Raw genomic sequence first — 17,536 nt, 5'->3', positions numbered from 1 at the left:
CTTATGGCCCCCGTTCAAGTTGGGATCAAGTCTCGGCCCGGATTACTTAACCAGAGCCGGGCCCTTCGTCTGGGTGGGCTCGTTCTCGCCCAAGATGCCGAGCCGGCGAGCCACCTCGGAATAGGCTTCGACGAGACCACCCATGTCGCGGCGGAAACGGTCCTTGTCCAGCTTGTCGGCGGACTTCACGTCCCACAGACGGCAGGAATCGGGGCTGATCTCGTCGGCCACGACAATCCGCATCATGTCGTTTTCCCAGAGGCGGCCGCATTCCATCTTGAAGTCGACGAGGCGAATGCCGACGCCGAGGAACAGGCCGGTGAGGAAATCGTTCACGCGGATGGCGAGCGCGATGATGTCGTCAATCTCCTGGGTTGTCGCCCAGCCAAAGGCCGTGACGTGCTCCTCGGAGACCAGCGGATCGTTCAGCGCGTCGTTCTTGTAATAGAATTCGATGATGGAGCGCGGCAGGGCCGTGCCCTCCTCGATGCCGAGGCGGGTGGACAGCGAGCCGGCAGCGACGTTGCGGATTACCACCTCAAGCGGAATGATCTCCACTTCACGGATCAACTGCTCGCGCATGTTGAGCCGGCGGATGAAGTGAGTCGGCACGCCGATCTCGTTCAGCCGCGAGAAGATGTATTCCGAGATCCGGTTGTTAAGCACCCCTTTGCCGTCAATGACTTCGTGCTTCTTGTTATTGAAGGCTGTGGCATCATCCTTGAAGTGCTGGATGAGCGTTCCGGGCTCGGGGCCTTCATACAAGACCTTCGCCTTGCCTTCGTAGATGCGGCGGCGGCGGCTCATGGGGGTATACCGTCGATTGAGGAAATCCATGGATTTGCCAAGGCTCCGTTCGGGTGACGCTCCTCGGCGGGGTGCATCGATCGCCGTTTTGCAGCGCACGCTACACCCCCTTCGGACACTAGCCGATCGGCGGGCGGGACACAACGCGCTGTCACAGGCCGCGCCCTCGGCGCATTTTTCGACGGCGACACCCTATCCGTTGATCTAGGGGAACCGCCCCTATATTCAAGGGCGCTGAGCGGGAGAGCGGTTCGCCGTGAACCTGATATCTGTCACGAAAACGTCAACATGAGGGCTGCCATGACCACGTTCGACAAGCGCGAGGATGGCTTCGAGAAGGCCTACGCGCTGGACGAGGAGATTCGCTTCAAGGCTTTGGCGCGGCGCAACAAGCTGCTCGGCCTGTGGGCAGCCGAGAAGCTCGGCCTCAGCGAAGAGGACGCGCAGGCCTACGCCAAGGAAGTGGTGGTCGCCGATCTCGAGGAGCACGGTGACGAGGACGTGTTCCGCAAGCTGCGGACCGATTTCGATGCCAAGAGCATCGAAGTGTCCGACCACCAGATTCGCCGCACCATGGATGAATTCCTGTCCCAGGCCGTGCAGGCGATCCGCGCATCGGAGTGATGCGGCGCTCGGAGTGCAAGTCCGGGGCAAGGTAGCGCGAGCAGGATGGCGCGGTGCAAGACAGCACCGTGGATGCGCAGCTTCGGAGCAGGCATATGAGACGTTCGGGCCAGGCCTTTCTCGCCGTCGCGGCGCTCCTTCTGACGACCGCGTCGGCCTCGGCCGGTGCCGTGGTTCTCACCGATCTGAATGTTCGGGCGGGGCCAGGCACGCGGTTTCCGGTGATCGGCGGGCTGCCGCGCGGCTCCACGGTCCAGGTGCTGAGCTGCTCACCCTCCTGGTGCAATATCGGCCCGTCGGGCTCCGCCTTCGTCGCCGCCGCCTATCTCGGTTTTGACGGCCCCGCGCCTTATGCGACCGGGCCGGCGGTGGTGCCTGTCGGGATTCCGGTCGCCGTTCCGGTGGCGGTTCCCGTTCCGGTCCCCACCCCCATCGTGGTGACCGAGCCCAATCCGGCCTTCATCGTCGCGCCCGCGGCGCCGATCTATTACGGCCCTCCCCCGCGCCTCTATATCAACCCGCCGGTGCCGCAGCCTTCTGCCTGGGGCGGCGGGTGGGGTGGCGGCTGGGGCGGTGGCGGTTGCTGCTGGTAGCGGCGAGGCCGCCGGCCAGAGCAAGCTTCGCAACGCTTTGATGACGCGGTACGTTCTCCTCAAAGGAGAAGAGTGTGCCGCTTAATCCCGACTGGACAGATCTCGGCCTCAGGCTCGCCTGCTGCTTTTTTGCCTGCGCCGTGCTCGGCCTCGACCGGGAATGGCAGGAGCGCGCCGCGGGGATGCGCACCACCATATTGGTGGGGCTGGCCGCCTGCTTTGCCACCATGAGCGGCAACCTCCTTCTCGCCACCGCAGGCAAAGAGGCCGGCGACTTCGCGCAGATCGACGTCATGCGCCTGCCGCTCGGCATCCTCACGGGCATGGGCTTCATCGGTGCCGGCGCCATCATTCGGCGCCAGGACGGGCCGGTGCACGGTGTCACCACAGCGGCGACGCTCTGGTTCGTTACCGTCATGGGGCTGTGCTTCGGCACGGGCCAGCTTGTGCTGGGCGGTTTGGCCTTTGGCCTCGGCCTCCTCACCTTGTGGGCGCTGAAATATGTCGAGGCCCACCTTCACAAGCGGAAGGAAGCGACGATCTCCCTCGCCCTTGGCCGCGACGGACCCACCGAAGAGATTCTGAGGGCAACCTTGAAGGAATCGGATGTCCACATCCGACGCATGTTCGTCCGCCACGAGCCCATCTCCGGCCGGCGGGAATACCGGTTCAGCATCTGGAGCAAGGCGAGCCCGGGCACGCCGCCGCCGCTGGTCGCAAAACTGCGCGGGATGCCCGGCGTCGAGCAGCTGGATTGGGAAATGTAGCCGAAAACGAAAAAGGCCGCCCGGAGGCGGCCTTCGAAAGCTTGGCGATGTCCCGCAGGATCAGCGCGAATAGAACTCGACCACGAGGTTCGGTTCCATCTGAACCGGATAGGGAACCTCGTTGAGCTCGGGGATGCGCACGAAGGTGACGGCCAGCTTGTTGGCGTCGAGCTCGAGATAGTCCGGCACGTCCCGCTCGGCGAGCTGCTGGGCTTCCATCACCAGGGCCATCTGCTTAGAGGCGTCCTTCACCTCGATCACATCACCCACCTTCACCTGGTAGGAGGGGATGTTCACGCGGCGGCCGTTCACCTTCACGTGGCCGTGGCTCACGAACTGGCGGGCGGCGAAGATGGTGGGCACGAACTTGGCGCGGTAGACCACCGCGATGAGGCGGCTTTCCAGCAAGCCGATCAGGTTGGCGCCGGTGTCGCCCTTCAGGCGGCCCGCTTCAACATAGATGGCGTGGAACTGCTTCTCGCCGATGGAGCCGTAATAGCCCTTCAGCTTCTGCTTGGCGCGCAGCTGCACGCCGAAGTCGGAGAGCTTGCCCTTGCGGCGCTGGCCGTGCTGGCCGGGGCCGTACTCGCGGCGGTTGACGGGGCTCTTCGGGCGGCCCCAGATATTCTCACCCATGCGGCGGTCGATCTTGTGCTTCGCCGCGATGCGCTTGCTCATGTAACGCTGATCCTTTTTGCGTCGTCTTTGGATTGGATCGCGCCCCTCCTCTGTGGTCCGAAGACCACTGACAGACCCGCCGACGCGCTGCCGGCTGAAGCCACGGGTGCAAATACCAACGTCTTTCCCGCCGGCCGAAGTTTTCGACCAGCGAGGCGATGGCTTCTAGGCGTGTGACGGCGCCATGTCAATGCGGGAAAGCCTTTGGCGAGCTCCGCGATGATGCTCGAAGGCCATGCGGGCCTAGCGGCTCCGCAGCGCGTTGAGCACCTTCACGCCGGGATAGCCGTCCGCCGGCGAAAGCCCTGCCTGCTGCTGGAAGGCGCGCACCGCGCGCATGGTGTCCTGGCCGACGCGCCCGTCCGTGCCGCCGGTGTCGAAGCCGCCGCGGGTCAGGCGCACCTGGATTTCCTGGATCTCCGCGAGCGTCAGCGTGCGCTCGCCGCCCGGCCAGGGGGTGACGAACGCCCCCTCCCCCCCCACCCGGTCGCCCAGATGGCAGACGGCGAGGGCATAGCTGGACGAGGGGTTGTAGGAGCGCACCGCATAGAAGTTCGGCAGCAGCAGCAAGGCAGGGCCGCCGCTTCCGCCCGGCAGCCAGAGCCGCGCCTCGGCGTCGTATCCCGAGAGCGAGGTGCCATCGACGGTCGTCACGCCCCGGGCGCCCCAGGCGTCGAGCCCGCGCCATGTCTTGTTGTCGGCAAGGTTCGTATCGAAGCCGGCGGGAATCTTCGCCTCGAAGCCCCACGGCTCGCCGCGCCGGTATTTTCCGCGCTTTACCAGATAGTTGGCGGTGCCTGCTAAAGCATCGTCGGGCTTGCCGAAGGGCGAGATGCGGCCATTGCCGTCAAAATCCACGCCCATATTGAGCCAGACTTCCGGCATCCATTGGGTATGGCCCATGGCACCGGCCCAGGAGCCGACCATTTCCTCCGGCGTGCCCCAGCCGCGCTGGACGATGACCAAAGCGTTGAGAAGCTCAGTTTCCCAGTATTTCCGACGGCGCGGCTCGCCCCAGGCCAGCGCCGAGAGGGAATTGAGCACCGGCTTCATATGCTTGGGGTTTTCCACCACCTCGCCGAAGGCCGATTCCATGCCCCAATAGCCGAGCATGATCCGGCGATCGACGCCGAAGGCTTCCTCGATCCGCGTGAAGAGCGAGGCGTATTCCACAGCTTTCTTCCGGCCGGTCTCGATGCGCCAATCGGAGACTCGGCGGTTGAGATACTGCCAGACCTCTTCCTGGAATTCCGGCTGCGCCTTGTCGGCGGCGTAGACGCTCTTATCAGGCACCACGCGGGACATGACGCGATCATAGACCTCGTCGCTGATGCCCCGTGCCTGTGCCCGCGCCTTGAACTTTGCCACCCAGGCGGGAAACGGCTGCGCTGCGCTCTGGGCCGATGCAATGGAGGGAAGGAACGCCGTCCCCGCCGCGCCCAGAAGCCCGGCGAGGAGCGTGCGGCGCCCCAAAGAGGCGCTTGTCCCCTCCTCGGCGGTCAAGATGCGACCTTTACCCGTGCCGGGAGCACGTCGGAAGCTTCGACCTGCCGCCGCAGGACGGCGGAGACGAGGTCGCGGTCCAGCGGCTCCGCTGTGGAGAAGAGGCGCACCGGCTTCGGGCTGCACGCGCTTGCGGACGGGCCGAGCAGGGACACCACCCGCCGGGCGATGGCCGGGGCGGGATCGACCCAGGAGACCGGCCAGGGCGACAGGCGCTTCAGATGGTCGAGGATCAGCGGATAATGCGTGCAGGCCAGTACGATGGTGTCCGTGCGCCCGCCATCATCCTGCACGAAGCAGGGTGCAATCTCGTTGCGGATGTCGATGTCGTCCACCGGGCTGCCGTGCATGATGGCTTCGGCAAGTCCCGCGAGGGTATCGCTCGGAACCAGGGACACCTTGCAGGCGCTGGCGAATTCGCGGATCAGGCTGGCGGTGTAGTCCCGCCGTACCGTGCCCGGCGTCGCGAGGACGCTGACGCGCTTGGAGACCGAGGCGGCGCAGGCCGGCTTGATGGCCGGCACGGTGCCGACGAAGGGGACGTTGTAGCGCGCCCGCAGCGTCGGCAGAGCGAGGGTGGAGGCCGTGTTGCAGGCGATCACCACCATGTCCGGCCGGCAGGCGGCGATGAGGTCGTCCATCACCTCCGCGACGCGCGCCGTCAGCGCCGTCTCGCCCATGTCGCCATAGGGGAAAGCGGCGGCGTCGGCCGCGTAGACATAGCGGGCGTCCGGCCGCAGCCGGGCGATCTCCTGGAACACAGACAGGCCGCCGAGGCCCGAATCGAAGACGAGTATTGTCGGGGAATGCAGTTCAGCGGACGGCACGACAGCGTATCTTTCAGCCGAGGCAGTGACACTGGCCATGATGTATCCTCGTCAGCCCTGGCAACATTGTGTCAGCCTCCGGTAAAGGAAGGATGAGTATCACCTTGAGCTTCGCCACACGGGCCGCCGGGCCGGGATGCCGGGCATGACGGCCCTCAATCCCCCAGCCGCGCGGCGGCCTGTGCGCGTGTCGAGGCGCTGGGCCATGGCGCTCTCGGTGGCGGCCTCTGCCCTCATCATCGCCTTGCCCGCATGGCTCAACGGCTTTCCGTTCCTGTTCTGGGACACCGGCGGCTACCTCTCCACCGTGGCGTCCGGCATGGTGGTCCCCGGCCGCTCCGTCAGCTACGGCCTGCTGCTGATGGCGGGCCGGTGGCCGGACTTCTGGCCGGTGGTCCTCGCCCAGAGCCTGCTCGCGGCTTGGCTGGTCATGCTCATGCTGCGCGTCCACGGCTGGGGCGGGCGGCCGTTCGTCACTTTTGCCGCATGCGCGCTCCTGACCGTTTTCACCGCTTTGCCTTTCGTGGCGGGCCAGCTCATGCCGGATGCGCTCGCCGCCTACGGCCCGCTCGCGCTCTATCTGCTGCTGTGGAAAAGGCCGGCGCTTCGCCCCGCGGAAGTCGCCGTGCTGGGCTCGACCGCCGCCCTCGCCGGCGCCTGCCATGCATCCGCGCTCGCCATACAGATCGTGCTGGTGGTCGTGGCGCTCTGCGCCGGCCTCGCCATTCCGGCGCTCCGCCCCGCTTTGCGCTGGCGGCTGCCGGTGGCGGCGCTCCTGGTCGGGGGGCTTTTGAACCCCTTCGCCAACCTCGTCATCGCCGGCCGCTTTGCCCAGACGCCGGGCGGCGTCGCCTTCGTCTTCGGGCGGCTGCTGGAGGATGGAATGGTGGCGCGCTACCTTGCCCGCCATTGCCCGGACCCCAGCCAGCCTTTGTGCCAATACCGCGACCAGCTGCCAGACAGCGCCAACGATTTCCTCTGGGACAATGACGAGATCTTCAACGCCATCGGCGGATCGCGAGGCGGTGAGCCCTATATGCGCGCCATCATCATCGGCAGTGTCCTCGACGAGCCCCTGCGCAACGCCGCCCTCGCGGTGCGCGCCTTCGCCCGCCAGATGGTCACGCCGGCAACGGGGGAGAGCTTCTTCAACTATCTCATCGACAGCTACGATGTGATCGAGAAGGACGCGCCCGCCGCCTATCCCGCCATGAAGGCCGCTCGGCAGCAATCGGCGGCAGGCCTTGATTTCGAAGCGCTGAACGCGCTCCACGTGCCCGTCGCCATCGGCGCCACCCTCATCCTCACAGCGGTCGTCGTCTGGGCGGGGTGGACGCGGCGCTTGGACATCTGTCTCATGGCCGGAAGCCTGTTCGCCATCCTCGCGGCCAATGCCGCAGTCTGCGGCATCCTCTCCAACCCCACGGACCGTTACCAGTCCCGCGTGGCGTGGATCGCCGTGCTGGCGCTCATCATCCTCGCCCTCAAGGGCGCAGCGGCATTTCGATCGCGCTGGCGAGGAATGCCGTAAAAGCGAGCTGGATGGCGCAGGTGAGCCCGGTCAGGCCGATCACCAGAACACGCAGCACCTGTCCATAAGCCAGATTGCCGAACCCGACCTCCACCCAGCTCACGAAAGCCCAGACCGTGCAGCCGAGGCCGATGGCGCCAACCACCAGCGCGCCGATCAGGACGCGTTCCAGGCTGAACGCGCGCAGCACCCGCTCAAGGTCTTCCGACGCCGGAAGGAACCCCAGCAGCGCGCCGTATCGTCGGGCGATGATGGAAAAAGATACCGCCTGGACGCCCACCAGCAGCGTCATCGCCGCCACCAGATAGGTATGGATGTCCAGCCGCACGCCGGGCGCGATCACCAGCGGCCCGGGAAACAGTGCCGCCATGCCGATGAATCCCACCAGCATCAGGGCTAGGCCGGGATAGAGAAAGAGGAAGCGCGGGCTGTAGAGCAGCAGGAAGCGCAGATGCCGCCAGCCGTCCCGCCACGTCTTGAGGTGCGGCGGCCGAGAGCGGCCGTCCTTCTTCAGCGTGGTCGGCACCTCGACGATGGCTTTACCCGCCAGAGAGGCGCGCACGACCATCTCGCTGGCGAACTCCATACCCGTGGTTTCCAGCCGCAGCCCACGTATGGCCGCGGTGTTGAAGCCCCGAAGGCCGCAATGGAAATCGTGCACGTTCACATGGAAGAACAGCCGTCCGAGGAAGGACAGCACAGGGTTTCCCAGATAACGGTGCAAGAAAGGCATGGCGCCGGGCGCGATGCCGCCGCGAAAGCGGTTCCCCATCACGATGTCCGCGCCCGCCCTCAGCTGGGCGACGAACGCGTCGAGATTGGCGAAATCATAGGAATCGTCTGCATCTCCCATGACCACGTAGCGGCCATGGGCGGCGGCGATGCCGCCTTTCAGGGCGGCGCCGTATCCCCGCTCCGGAACCGGAACCACGCGGGCGCCGCTGGCGGCGGCGATGGCCTGGGAGCCGTCCGTCGAGCCGTTGTCGGCCACCAGGACCTCGCCGGAAATGCCGCTTCTTGCCAGATAGGACATGGCTTTCGCCACGCACGCGCCGAGGGTTTCCGCCTCGTTCAGGCAGGGCATGACGATTGAGAGTTCTACCGCCTCGGCCACGCCTCTACTCCAGGGCGCGCTTCAATCCGCGCCGGATACCGAGTCAGCCCTGCCGCTCCGGCGTATGCAGTATTAGCCCATCGAGCGCGGCTGTCAGCTTGATTTGGCAGGACAATCGCGAAGACGGCCGCATATCGAAGGCATAGTCGAGCATGTCTTCTTCCATTGGCGCCGGCTCACCCACCGCCTCTCGCCATGCTTCATCCACATAGACGTGGCAGGTCGCACAAGCACAGGCGCCGCCACATTCCGCGTCTATGCCGGGAACGCGATTTTTTACTGCGGCCTCCATGGCGGTGGCGCCGACCGGCGCCTCGACCGTGCGGGAGGCGCCATCGAAGGAGACGAACGTAATGCGTGGCATGCGCGAGGACTGTCCTGTTGGCCGGACGCCCCTATAGCGGGCCGCCGCCGCTAAGGCGAGGTGGGCGCCAAATGCGCGCGTTAACGATATCTTCACATGTGTGGCGAAGGCGGTTTCAATTGTCGGCCGGTCAAAGTTAAGATGCGGTAAGGTAAATAAACTCTTGCCGGATCGTGTCTGCTTTCCGCGCGGGGGTTGGTTCGGACCACACTTTGGGAAAAACGTGCGGCGTTGCCGCACCGGGGCACAGAGGCGATCATGAAGACACCGCGAAAGATCCAGGATCCCACCGAAGCGGCGCTCTCGGCGATCCAGGAAGCTTTGACGCTCCAGGTGGACTCCGCCGAGGCGCCCCCGGCGCCCGAAGAGAGGCCCTTTCCGCAGGGCCGCGACGCAAGGCCGCGCCGCGCACGGGTGGATGTCGCCGACCGGCGCGCCGCCAATGACGACCGCCAGACGGTGGGCCAGCTTCTGAGCCAGCTCCAGCGGCGCTCCTCCCCTGCCCCGTATTGGTGGGCGGCGGGCCTCGCCATCCTCTGGATCGGCTTCGGCCTTCCCTACGCCATCGCCACCCAGCGTGCGGCCTTCACCGGCTTGAGCGGCATGGATGCCCTGCTCGCCTCTCCGGCCCTGCTCGCCATCATCGGCGGCCTCCTGATCCCGCCGCTCGCCTTCTTCGGCCTCGCCGCCATGGTGCGCCGCTCCCGCGATCTCCAGCTCGTCGGCCGGTCCATGACCGAGGTGGCGCTGCGCCTCGCTCAGCCGGAATCGCTGGGCACCGACGCGGTGGTGACGGTCGGCCAGGCCGTGCGCCGCGAGGTGGCCGCCATGGGCGAGGGCCTCGACCGCGCCATCGCCCGCGCCGCCGAGCTTGAGACCGTAGTGCGCAACGAGGTCTCCATCCTGGAGCGCGCCTACGAGGACAACGAAATCCGCATCCGCAACCTCATTGAGGAATTGCAGGCCGAGCGGCAGAACATCCTGGTGCACACCGAGCGCCTGCGCGAAGGCATCCTGGATGCCGAGGGCATGCTCTCCAACGAGGTGCGCGAGGTGGCCGACCGCGTGCAGGACAACGTCACCGGCGCCCTCGAGCGCGTGAACGAGATGCTCGGCCGGCGCGGCCAGGACATGACCGACGCCCTCACCCTCATCGGCGATCAGGTCGCCGAGAACCTGAGCGCGAAGAGCAACGATCTGATCGACCGCCTGCAGGCGGTGGGCGGCACCCTTGAGGACAACCTGATCCGCGCCGGCGACGCGCTGTCCTCCACCATGAAGTCGCGCACCGACGATCTGAGCGCCAGCCTGCTCTCCTCCTCCACCGAGGTGGCGGTGCTGATCTCGCGCTGGAGCGAGGAAGTCGCGACCGGCGTCGACACCAGCCGCGCCGCCATCATCGACACACTCGAATCCAACAGCGCGCGCTTTGCCGACGATATCGCGGTGCGCGCGGCCGAAATCACCAATTCGTTCCGCGATGCGGGCGAGAACGTCGTGATGGAATTCTCCAATCGCGGCGGCGACCTGGTGCGCCGCATCGAGGACACCGGCACCCGCGTCGGCGACACCCTCGCCATGCACGGCGGCGACCTTGCCGAGCGCATCGAGATCGCAGGCAACCGCATCCATGATGCAGTCGCGATCCACGGCGATGCGCTCCAGGAGCGCCTTGCGGAAACCGGCGAGCGCCTCACGGAGGCGCTGGAGCGCAGCGGCCACGAGGTCGCGGCGTCCCTGGTCCAGAAGGGCGACGAGATCACCGATGCCCTCTCCTTCGCGGGCAACGAGATGACCGAGCGCCTCGGCGCAGTGGGCCTGGAAGTGACCGAGGCCATCGGCGTGCGCGGCAACAGCGTCACCGCGGCCTTCGGCGAGACCGCCGACGTCCTGCTGTCCACCATCGGCACCAAGGGCGACGCCATCCGCGACATGCTCAATGCGCGGCTCAAGACGCTGGAAGACACCATCACCGTGCGCGGCGGCGACCTTGCCGAGCGCATCGGCCAGGACAGCACGCTCATCGCCCAGGCGGTGCAGCAGGGCGTCGAGACCCTCGACTCCACCCTGCGCCAGCACGCCCCGGCCCTCATCGACGGCCTGTCGCTGCAGGTGAACGTGCTCAATGAAAGCCTCCAGGGCACCCTCGCCGGTCTCGACCAGCGGCTCGACACCACCGCCGACAGCTTCGCCTCGGCGCTGGACGACCGCCTCACCCGCGTGGAGCAGTCCATCGACGTGAAGACCCGCGAGCTCGCGGACACGCTCTCCCAACGCTCCGACCAGCTTGCGCAGGCGATCTCCGCCAGCGTCCAGACCACCGGCGATACCCTCGACCACACGCTGGCGACGCTGGACGACTTCTTCACCCAGCGCACCCAGGCCATCGGCGACCTCCTCAACGACCGTGCCGAGCACATCGGCGAGACGGTCAGTTCCCGCGCCCAGGTGGTCAGCGATATGCTGACCGAGCGTGCCGATTATCTCGGCGAAGCCGTCGGCTCTCGCGCCCAGGCTGTGGGTGATCTCCTCACGCAGCGTGCCGACTATGTCGGCGAGACCATCAGCTCGCGCGCCAAGACCATCGGCGACCTGCTCACCACGCGCGCCGATTATCTCAGCGAAGCCGTCGGTGCCCGTGCGCAGGCGGTCGGCGACCTCCTCACCGAGCGTGCCGACTATCTCAACGAGACCGTCGGCGCCCGGGCGCAGGCGGTGGGCGACCTGCTTACCGAGCGCGCCGATGCCCTCGGGGATGCCGTCAACGCCCGCGTCCAGGCGGTGGGCGACCTGCTCACCGAACGTGCCGACTATCTCGGCGACACCATCAGCAGTCGCGTCCAGGCGGTCAGCGACCTGCTCACCGAGCGGACGGACTATGCGGGCGAGGCCATCATGGTCCGGGCGCAGGACATCGCGACCCAGCTTGAGCACCGCGTGGCCCGCATCGAGGATCTGGTGACCAACCGCCTCGAAGGCGTCTCCGCCGCCCTGGAAGTGCGCGGCACGGCGGTCGCCCAGAACCTTGCGGGCAAGGTGGAGGGCGTTTCTACCCGCCTGCGCCAGGATGCGGCGCAAGTGGAGGCAGCCCTCACCGGCCTTGCCGAGAATGTGGGCCAGACCCTCACCGGCCAGGCCGACGCCATCTCCATCGCGCTCACCGAGCGTCTGCAGGAGATCACCGACACCCTGGACGGCAAGAACGGCATGTTCCTCGCCGCCCTGCAGGAGGCCAGCGAGAAGACGGTGGCCGAAATCTCCGCCGCCAACACCGCGGTGAAGGGCGACGTGCAGAGCATCGTCCAGCGCCTGAACGAGGCGGACGGCACCTTCCAGCAGGCCATGACCAGCATCGTTGCGGCACTGAGCCACTTCGAGACCGGCTTCGCCGACCAGGTGAAGTCGCTGCAGGACAATGTCCGTACCCTCAACGGCTCGGCCGCGGGCACGGTGGGCCAGCTCGGCATCGAGGTGGAGAACCTGCGGGCGCTGACCGACGGCGCGCTGGGCGAGATCGGCGCCCTGACCCAGAGGTTCGAGGAGCAGGGCCGCTCGGTCCTCCAGGCATCGCAGTCGCTCGGCCAGACCCACGACCACGTGGAAGCCACCCTCGCCGGCCGCAAGACCGCGCTCGACCAGCTCGGCACCGAGTTGACCGCCCGCGCGCAGGAGCTGGAGAACCGGCTTGGCAACTTCCACGGCATGTTGGAGCAGTCGCTCATCGCCGCCCAGAAGCGCACGCAGGAGATTGCCAACGCGGTGGTGGAATCGGCGTCGAACTCCTCCAAGGCCCTGGAAGGCCAGTTCGAGCAGGTGCGCAGCGCCTCCTCGGCGGAGCGCGAGCGCGTGGCCGAGATGCTCCGCGGCACCTACAAGGAAGCCATGGGCGAGGTGAACCGCCTGTTCGAGGATACGGGCCGCCGCTTCACCGAGGTGTCGCGCCAGCTCAAGGGCGCCGCGCAGGATGTGCAGCAGTCCATCGAACTCGCCCGCGAGGAGATGAAGAAGGGCATCCTCGAACTGCCTGCCGAGACGGAAGCCAGCGCGGCCACCATGCGCCGCGCGGTCGCCGAGCAGATCAAGGCGCTCGCCGAGCTCAACGAGATCGTCGCGCGCCAGGGTCAGTCGGTGGACGTGGCTGCCGCATCGGGCCGCATGGTGACGCGCGAGGCCCTGCCCCGCCCCGTCGCCGAGCGGCATGTGGAACGGCAGATCGAGCGTCCCGTGGAACGCGCGCCGGAGCGTCCGGTGGAACGCCCGGTCGAGCGCGCCATCGAGCGCCCGGCTGAGCGCGCCGCCCCCGCCCGTCCGGCCCGTGCCGAGAACGGCACCCCGCCCACCGCGCCTGTGGAGCCGCCCCGCCGGGTGGCCTCCCTGCCGCCGCGCCGCCCGGAAGCCGCGCCCGAGCGGGAGCGCACCTCGGGTGAGGCGCGCCCGGCGCAGCCGAACCGCGATGTGGACGGCAACCGCGACGGCTGGCTCTCCGAACTGCTCGCCCGGGCGTCCGGCGAGCTGTCGGAGACCCCCGCAGCGCCCGAGCCTCCGCGTCGTGCGGAGCCTGCCACCCGTGCCCGCCTGCCGCGCCACACCATCGAGTCCCTGGACTCGCTCTCGGTGGACATCGCCCGCATGATCGACCATCAGGCGGCGGTGGAGCTGTGGGAGCGCTACAAGCGCGGCGAGCGCAACGTCTTCACCCGCCGGCTCTACACCATGCAGGGGCAGCAGGCGTTCGACGAGCTGCGCCGTAAGTACCGGGTGGATGCCGAGTTCCGCGACACGGTGGACCGCTACATCGCCGAGTTCGACCGCCTGCTCGACCAGGTGGGCTCGGACGACCGGGGCAATGTGCTGACGAAGACCTACCTCACGTCGGATACGGGCAAGGTCTACACCATGCTCGCCCACGCGGCCGGCCATTTCGACTGAGCCCGCCTCGCTGAAACGTCATCCCCGGGCTTGGCCCGGGGATCTTCTTGCGGAGCGGAGGAGATGGCCGGATCAGGCCAGCCGTGACCGCAGAGCGGACAGTACGAACAAGAACGCCCGCCGCGGCATCCCGCGGCGGGCGTCTTCATTTCAGGACCTGTGAAAGGCGTCAGAACCGCGCGGCGGACCAGATCACGATGTCGGTCAGCACCTTGTTGGATGCCGCATCGAGCGCAGCCGTCACGCCCGCCCCGTTCAGTGCCGGGACCGGCACGCGGGCGGTGAAGATTTGCGCCGCCTGGATCTTGCCGGAGGCGAGGCCGATGACCTTCACCGAAAGCTCCACCACCGCCTCGGGCGCGCCGGCCGTGAACTTCACGCCGAAGGTGCGGATATCGATGTTGAGCTGATAGTCGGCAGTGATGCCGTCGCCCGGCCGCGCCACGCGACGCAGCTTGCTGCCGTTCTCGAACGCCTGGATGGTGCGCGCCTGGAGCAGCGCCGGCAGGCGGTCGCTCCATTGGGCCTCGGGCAGATAGGTGATCTGCCCCGGCGAGGGCTCCACCAGGATCTTCTCCGTATCGAGCGCCGCAAGGGCGGTGGGCGTGACCACTACGAGCTGCCCCGCCCCGCCCCCCCGCGCGGCGAAGGCGGCCGGTGCCGAAAGATCGAATGTCGGCACGGGAGCGGAGGCGCACGCCGCCAGTGCGAGGGCCAGCGCCACCGGCGCGGCACGCATCAGCACAGACGTTCCTTGAAGACGGCGCACGCGACGATCCCCCCGCTCACAAACCATGATTCGTCACCGCCTATATTCCGGCACGGAGCTACCACCGAATATAAATTGTCGGGGATTGCGTTCGAAATTCCTGAATGTGCGGTCGATATCGGACAACGTCCGGCGCCCGTCAGCGGCCAACGCTTCAAATTGGCGCAGGCCGGGTCCGGTGAACTGCTTGATCTGTGCCGTCAGCTCGGCAGTACGAGTGTCGAGATTGTCGGCGAGCTTGCGCACCGAGGTGGCCGCATCCGTCGCCTGCGCCACCAGGCCGTTCGGATCGCTCGATGCCTTCTTGAGGTCGGCGAGCACGGCATCGGCCTTGGTGGCGAGTTCCTGGAGCTGCGCGGCGATCTCATTGGAGCGCTTCAGGAGGCTCGACACGTCTTCCGAGCGGTCGCTCACCGCCTTGGTGAACGCGTCCACATTGGCGACGATCTGCTTCACCTGCTCCGGATCGATGGCATCGAGGATGCCGTTCACCCGCCGCGCCACGTCCTGAACGGTGGAAATGAGGCTGGCGATGCCGGTGCCGCCTTCCGCCTCGATGCGGGGCACGCCGTTGGGGCCGAGGGGCAAGGGCTTCGCGTCCGCCTCCCCGCCCCGGATGCTGACGATCACGATGCCGGTGAGGCCCTGCGATTCAAGGCCGGCGCGCGAATCAGAAAGGATGGGGACGTTGGCGTCGACGCCGACTTTCACCAGCACTTCATTGGGCTTGCCCGGCACGAGGCCGAGGGACGTGACCTGACCCACGGGAATGCCGTTGAAGGTCACGGCATTGCCCTGCCGCAGTCCGCTGACGGTGCCGGAATAGACGATCTCGAACGGCTTGCGCCCTTCGGAATCCAAGGGCCGCATGAACCAGTAGATGAAGCCGAACGCAGCGGCCAGCACGAGGAGCGTGAAGGCGCCGATCAATGTGTAATTGGCCCGGGTCTCCATACGCCCTTCCTAGCTCACCGTTCCGACCGGACCGCGCGGGCCCGTGCACCGTGGAAATAGGCGCGGAGCCATGGATGGGTTGCTTCCATCATGGTCTCGATCGTGCCCTGGGCGATCACCTTTCCATCGGCGAGCGCGGCGATTCGGTCGCAGACAGTGTGCAGACTATCGAGGTCGTGCGTTACCATGAAAACGGTCAGGCCCAAAGTCTGCTGCAGCGTGCGGATCAACTCGTCGAAATCGCCCGCGCCGATGGGGTCGAGGCCGGAGGTCGGCTCGTCCAGGAACAGGATTTCGGGGTCCAGCGCCAAAGCGCGGGCGAGCGAGGCGCGCTTGATCATGCCGCCGGAGAGTTCCGAGGGAAGCTTCTCCCCCGCATCGCACTTCAGGCCGACCATCTCGATCTTCGCGTAGGCGATGTCGTCCATGAGCTTCTGGGAGAGCTTCAGATTCTCGCGCAGCGGAAACTGAATGTTCTGCTTCACAGTGAGCGAGGAGAACAGCGCGCCCTGCTGGAACAGCACGCCCCAGCGGCGCTCGAGGGCGGAGCGCTGCTCCTCGTTGAGCGTGTCGAGGTCCTGGCCGAATACCTCAACTTTGCCGGAGATCTTCGGCACCAATCCGAGAATGGTGCGGGTCAGGACCGACTTGCCGCCACCTGATGTGCCGACGAAGCCAAGAATCTCGCCTCGCATGATGTCGAGGCTGAGATGGTCGAGAATGATGCGGTCGCCGAACCCCACGACGATGTCCCGCACGCTGATGATGGGTTCGCCCTTCCCGTTGTCTTCTCTCATCTCGCCGCTTGAATTGCGCAGTTCCATCGTCGCCTCACATGTCGATGGAGGCGAAGAACATGGCGAACAGCCCGTCCATCACGATGACGAGGAAGATCGCCTTCACCACCGAGGCCGTGGTGTGCTGGCCGAGGGATTCAGCACTGCCGCCGACCCGCAGCCCCTCCATGCAGGCGACGATGCCGATGACGGCCGCCATGAAGGGCGCCTTGATCATGCCGACCATGAAATGGTCGATGGATATGGCGTCCTTCAGGCGGTCCATGAAGACGCCGGGCGTGATGCCGCCATAGAGCCAGGCGACCAGCCCGCCGCCCACCAGCGCCGACATGGAGCCGATGAAGGTGAGGAGTGGCAACGCGATCACCAGCGCCAGGAGGCGGGGGATGACCAGGATCTCCACCGGGTCGAAGCCCATCACCCGGAGCGCGTCCACCTCTTCGCGCATGCGCATGGAGCCGAGCTCGGCGGTGTAGGCGCTGCCCGAGCGGCCGGCGATCATGATGGAGACGATGAGCACGCCGAGCTCGCGCAGCACCAGCACGCCGACCATGTCCACCACATAGATGTCCGCGCCGAATCGGCGGAAGTGGAAGATGCCCTGCTGGGCGAGGATGCAGCCGATGAGGAAGGTGATGAGAACGATGATCGGCACCGCGCGCAGGCCGACCCGGTCGATCTGGTTGACCGTGGAGGTGAAGCGGAACGTCCGCGGCTGGGCCATGGTGCGCAGGGCCGCCGCCACTGTCGCGCCGACGAAGTTCAGCAGCGAGTGGGCATCGTGCGCAATGTTGACGACGTTGTGCCCGAGCCGCTCGACCATCGCCTCGTGGGGGCGAACCGCCGGATGCGCCTCGCGGCCGGTGCGGCTCATCTCCTGGATCAGCACGCTGTAGCGCCGCTTCAGGCCCACCACGCGGGGCTCGACGCCATCCCGCGTCCAGGCGCGGCGCAGGCGCTCCAGCAGCAGCGCGCCGAACGTATCCATGCGGTCGACGCCGCTGAGATCGATGTGCGCATGGGCGGGCTGCGCGTGGGTCCGCGTCGCCTCGGCGACCAGATGCTCCAGTTCGTCGGCGCGGTCCGACGTCCAAGTGCCGTGGCCGACCGCCTTCAATTCATCGCCAGAGAGGCTGACATCGAGAAGCGAGGCTGACGCCACGTGCGACTCCGGTACGAAGCGCTCGCTTGAGCGCGAGCCATCCAATGGTCATACTCGGGCAGCCAAATGGCGTCGAGGGTGGAAAATTGCCCGCTGCAGCCGCGCACCCGCCCGATT

General features: G+C 66.9%; 15 protein-coding genes. 5 read left to right on the top strand and 10 right to left on the bottom strand.

Annotated elements, in window-relative coordinates; genetic code table 11:
• Positions 1–42: 42 nt before the first annotated feature.
• The gene (gene purC, locus ABLE91_RS13685) at positions 43–837 is read right to left on the bottom strand and encodes a phosphoribosylaminoimidazolesuccinocarboxamide synthase (protein ID WP_348931425.1); all 795 of its coding nucleotides are present in this window, start codon (positions 835–837) and stop codon (positions 43–45) included.
• A 270-nt stretch (positions 838–1,107) separates the two neighbouring features.
• Between purC and ABLE91_RS13680 the strand changes: the two genes are divergently transcribed.
• From ABLE91_RS13680 to ABLE91_RS13670, 3 genes are all read left to right on the top strand, one after another.
• Complete coding sequence (locus ABLE91_RS13680) at positions 1,108–1,431, top strand: DUF1476 domain-containing protein (protein ID WP_348931422.1); 324 nt, start codon at positions 1,108–1,110, stop codon at positions 1,429–1,431.
• 95 nt (positions 1,432–1,526) lie between these two features.
• Positions 1,527–2,024: an SH3 domain-containing protein gene (locus ABLE91_RS13675; RefSeq protein ID WP_348931420.1), complete on the top strand. Its 498-nt coding sequence runs from the start codon at positions 1,527–1,529 to the stop codon at positions 2,022–2,024.
• Positions 2,025–2,098: 74 nt separating this feature from the next.
• Positions 2,099–2,791 carry an MgtC/SapB family protein gene (locus ABLE91_RS13670; protein ID WP_348931418.1) on the top strand — a complete coding sequence of 231 codons (693 nt, stop codon included), beginning with the start codon at positions 2,099–2,101 and terminating at the stop codon, positions 2,789–2,791.
• Between the two features lie 60 nt (positions 2,792–2,851).
• Here the strand turns inward: ABLE91_RS13670 and rpsD are convergent, their stop codons facing one another.
• The 3 genes from rpsD to murI form a co-directional block, all read right to left on the bottom strand.
• Positions 2,852–3,469: a 30S ribosomal protein S4 gene (gene rpsD, locus ABLE91_RS13665; RefSeq protein ID WP_348931415.1), complete on the bottom strand. Its 618-nt coding sequence runs from the start codon at positions 3,467–3,469 to the stop codon at positions 2,852–2,854.
• Between the two features lie 243 nt (positions 3,470–3,712).
• Entirely contained in the window at positions 3,713–4,972 is a 1,260-nt protein-coding gene (locus ABLE91_RS13660) for a lytic murein transglycosylase (protein WP_348931413.1), read from the bottom strand.
• Positions 4,969–5,838, bottom strand: a complete 870-nt coding sequence (gene murI / locus ABLE91_RS13655) for a glutamate racemase (RefSeq protein WP_348931412.1) — start codon at positions 5,836–5,838, stop codon at positions 4,969–4,971. The genes ABLE91_RS13660 and murI overlap by 4 nt, the downstream gene beginning before the upstream one ends.
• Before the next feature lie 106 nt (positions 5,839–5,944).
• On the opposite strand from murI, the gene ABLE91_RS13650 reads away from it, so the two are divergent.
• Complete coding sequence (locus ABLE91_RS13650) at positions 5,945–7,330, top strand: hypothetical protein (protein WP_348931410.1); 1,386 nt, start codon at positions 5,945–5,947, stop codon at positions 7,328–7,330.
• Here ABLE91_RS13650 and ABLE91_RS13645 read toward each other — a convergent pair.
• Both ABLE91_RS13645 and ABLE91_RS13640 read right to left on the bottom strand, forming a co-directional pair.
• Positions 7,284–8,444, bottom strand: coding sequence for a glycosyltransferase family 2 protein (locus tag ABLE91_RS13645; protein ID WP_348931408.1), 1,161 nt, complete (start codon positions 8,442–8,444; stop codon positions 7,284–7,286). The genes ABLE91_RS13650 and ABLE91_RS13645 overlap by 47 nt on opposite strands.
• 43 nt (positions 8,445–8,487) lie before the next feature.
• The gene (locus tag ABLE91_RS13640; RefSeq protein WP_348931406.1) at positions 8,488–8,808 is read right to left on the bottom strand and encodes a 2Fe-2S iron-sulfur cluster-binding protein; all 321 of its coding nucleotides are present in this window, start codon (positions 8,806–8,808) and stop codon (positions 8,488–8,490) included.
• A gap of 258 nt (positions 8,809–9,066) precedes the next feature.
• Here ABLE91_RS13640 and ABLE91_RS13635 point away from each other — a divergent pair, with 258 nt between their 5' ends.
• Entirely contained in the window at positions 9,067–13,737 is a 4,671-nt protein-coding gene (locus tag ABLE91_RS13635; protein WP_348931405.1) for an apolipoprotein A-IV repeat region-like domain-containing protein, read from the top strand.
• A 169-nt stretch (positions 13,738–13,906) separates the two neighbouring features.
• On the opposite strand, the gene ABLE91_RS13630 is transcribed toward ABLE91_RS13635, so the two are convergent.
• The 4 genes from ABLE91_RS13630 to ABLE91_RS13615 form a co-directional block, all read right to left on the bottom strand.
• Complete coding sequence (locus ABLE91_RS13630) at positions 13,907–14,476, bottom strand: ABC-type transport auxiliary lipoprotein family protein (protein WP_348931402.1); 570 nt, start codon at positions 14,474–14,476, stop codon at positions 13,907–13,909.
• A gap of 63 nt (positions 14,477–14,539) precedes the next feature.
• Positions 14,540–15,460, bottom strand: coding sequence for an MlaD family protein (locus ABLE91_RS13625; protein WP_348931400.1), 921 nt, complete (start codon positions 15,458–15,460; stop codon positions 14,540–14,542).
• 14 nt (positions 15,461–15,474) lie between these two features.
• Positions 15,475–16,257, bottom strand: coding sequence for an ABC transporter ATP-binding protein (locus ABLE91_RS13620; protein WP_348931398.1), 783 nt, complete (start codon positions 16,255–16,257; stop codon positions 15,475–15,477).
• Positions 16,258–16,291: 34 nt separating this feature from the next.
• The gene (locus ABLE91_RS13615; RefSeq protein ID WP_510181945.1) at positions 16,292–17,419 is read right to left on the bottom strand and encodes an MlaE family lipid ABC transporter permease subunit; all 1,128 of its coding nucleotides are present in this window, start codon (positions 17,417–17,419) and stop codon (positions 16,292–16,294) included.
• Between the last annotated feature and the right edge of the window lie 117 nt (positions 17,420–17,536).

The sequence above is a fragment of the Aquabacter albus genome, assembly GCF_040049275.1.
In the GTDB taxonomy this organism is placed as follows: domain Bacteria; phylum Pseudomonadota; class Alphaproteobacteria; order Rhizobiales; family Xanthobacteraceae; genus Aquabacter.
Note: the sequence above shows the minus strand (reverse complement) of the source record. Positions and strands in the feature narration are given on the sequence as shown.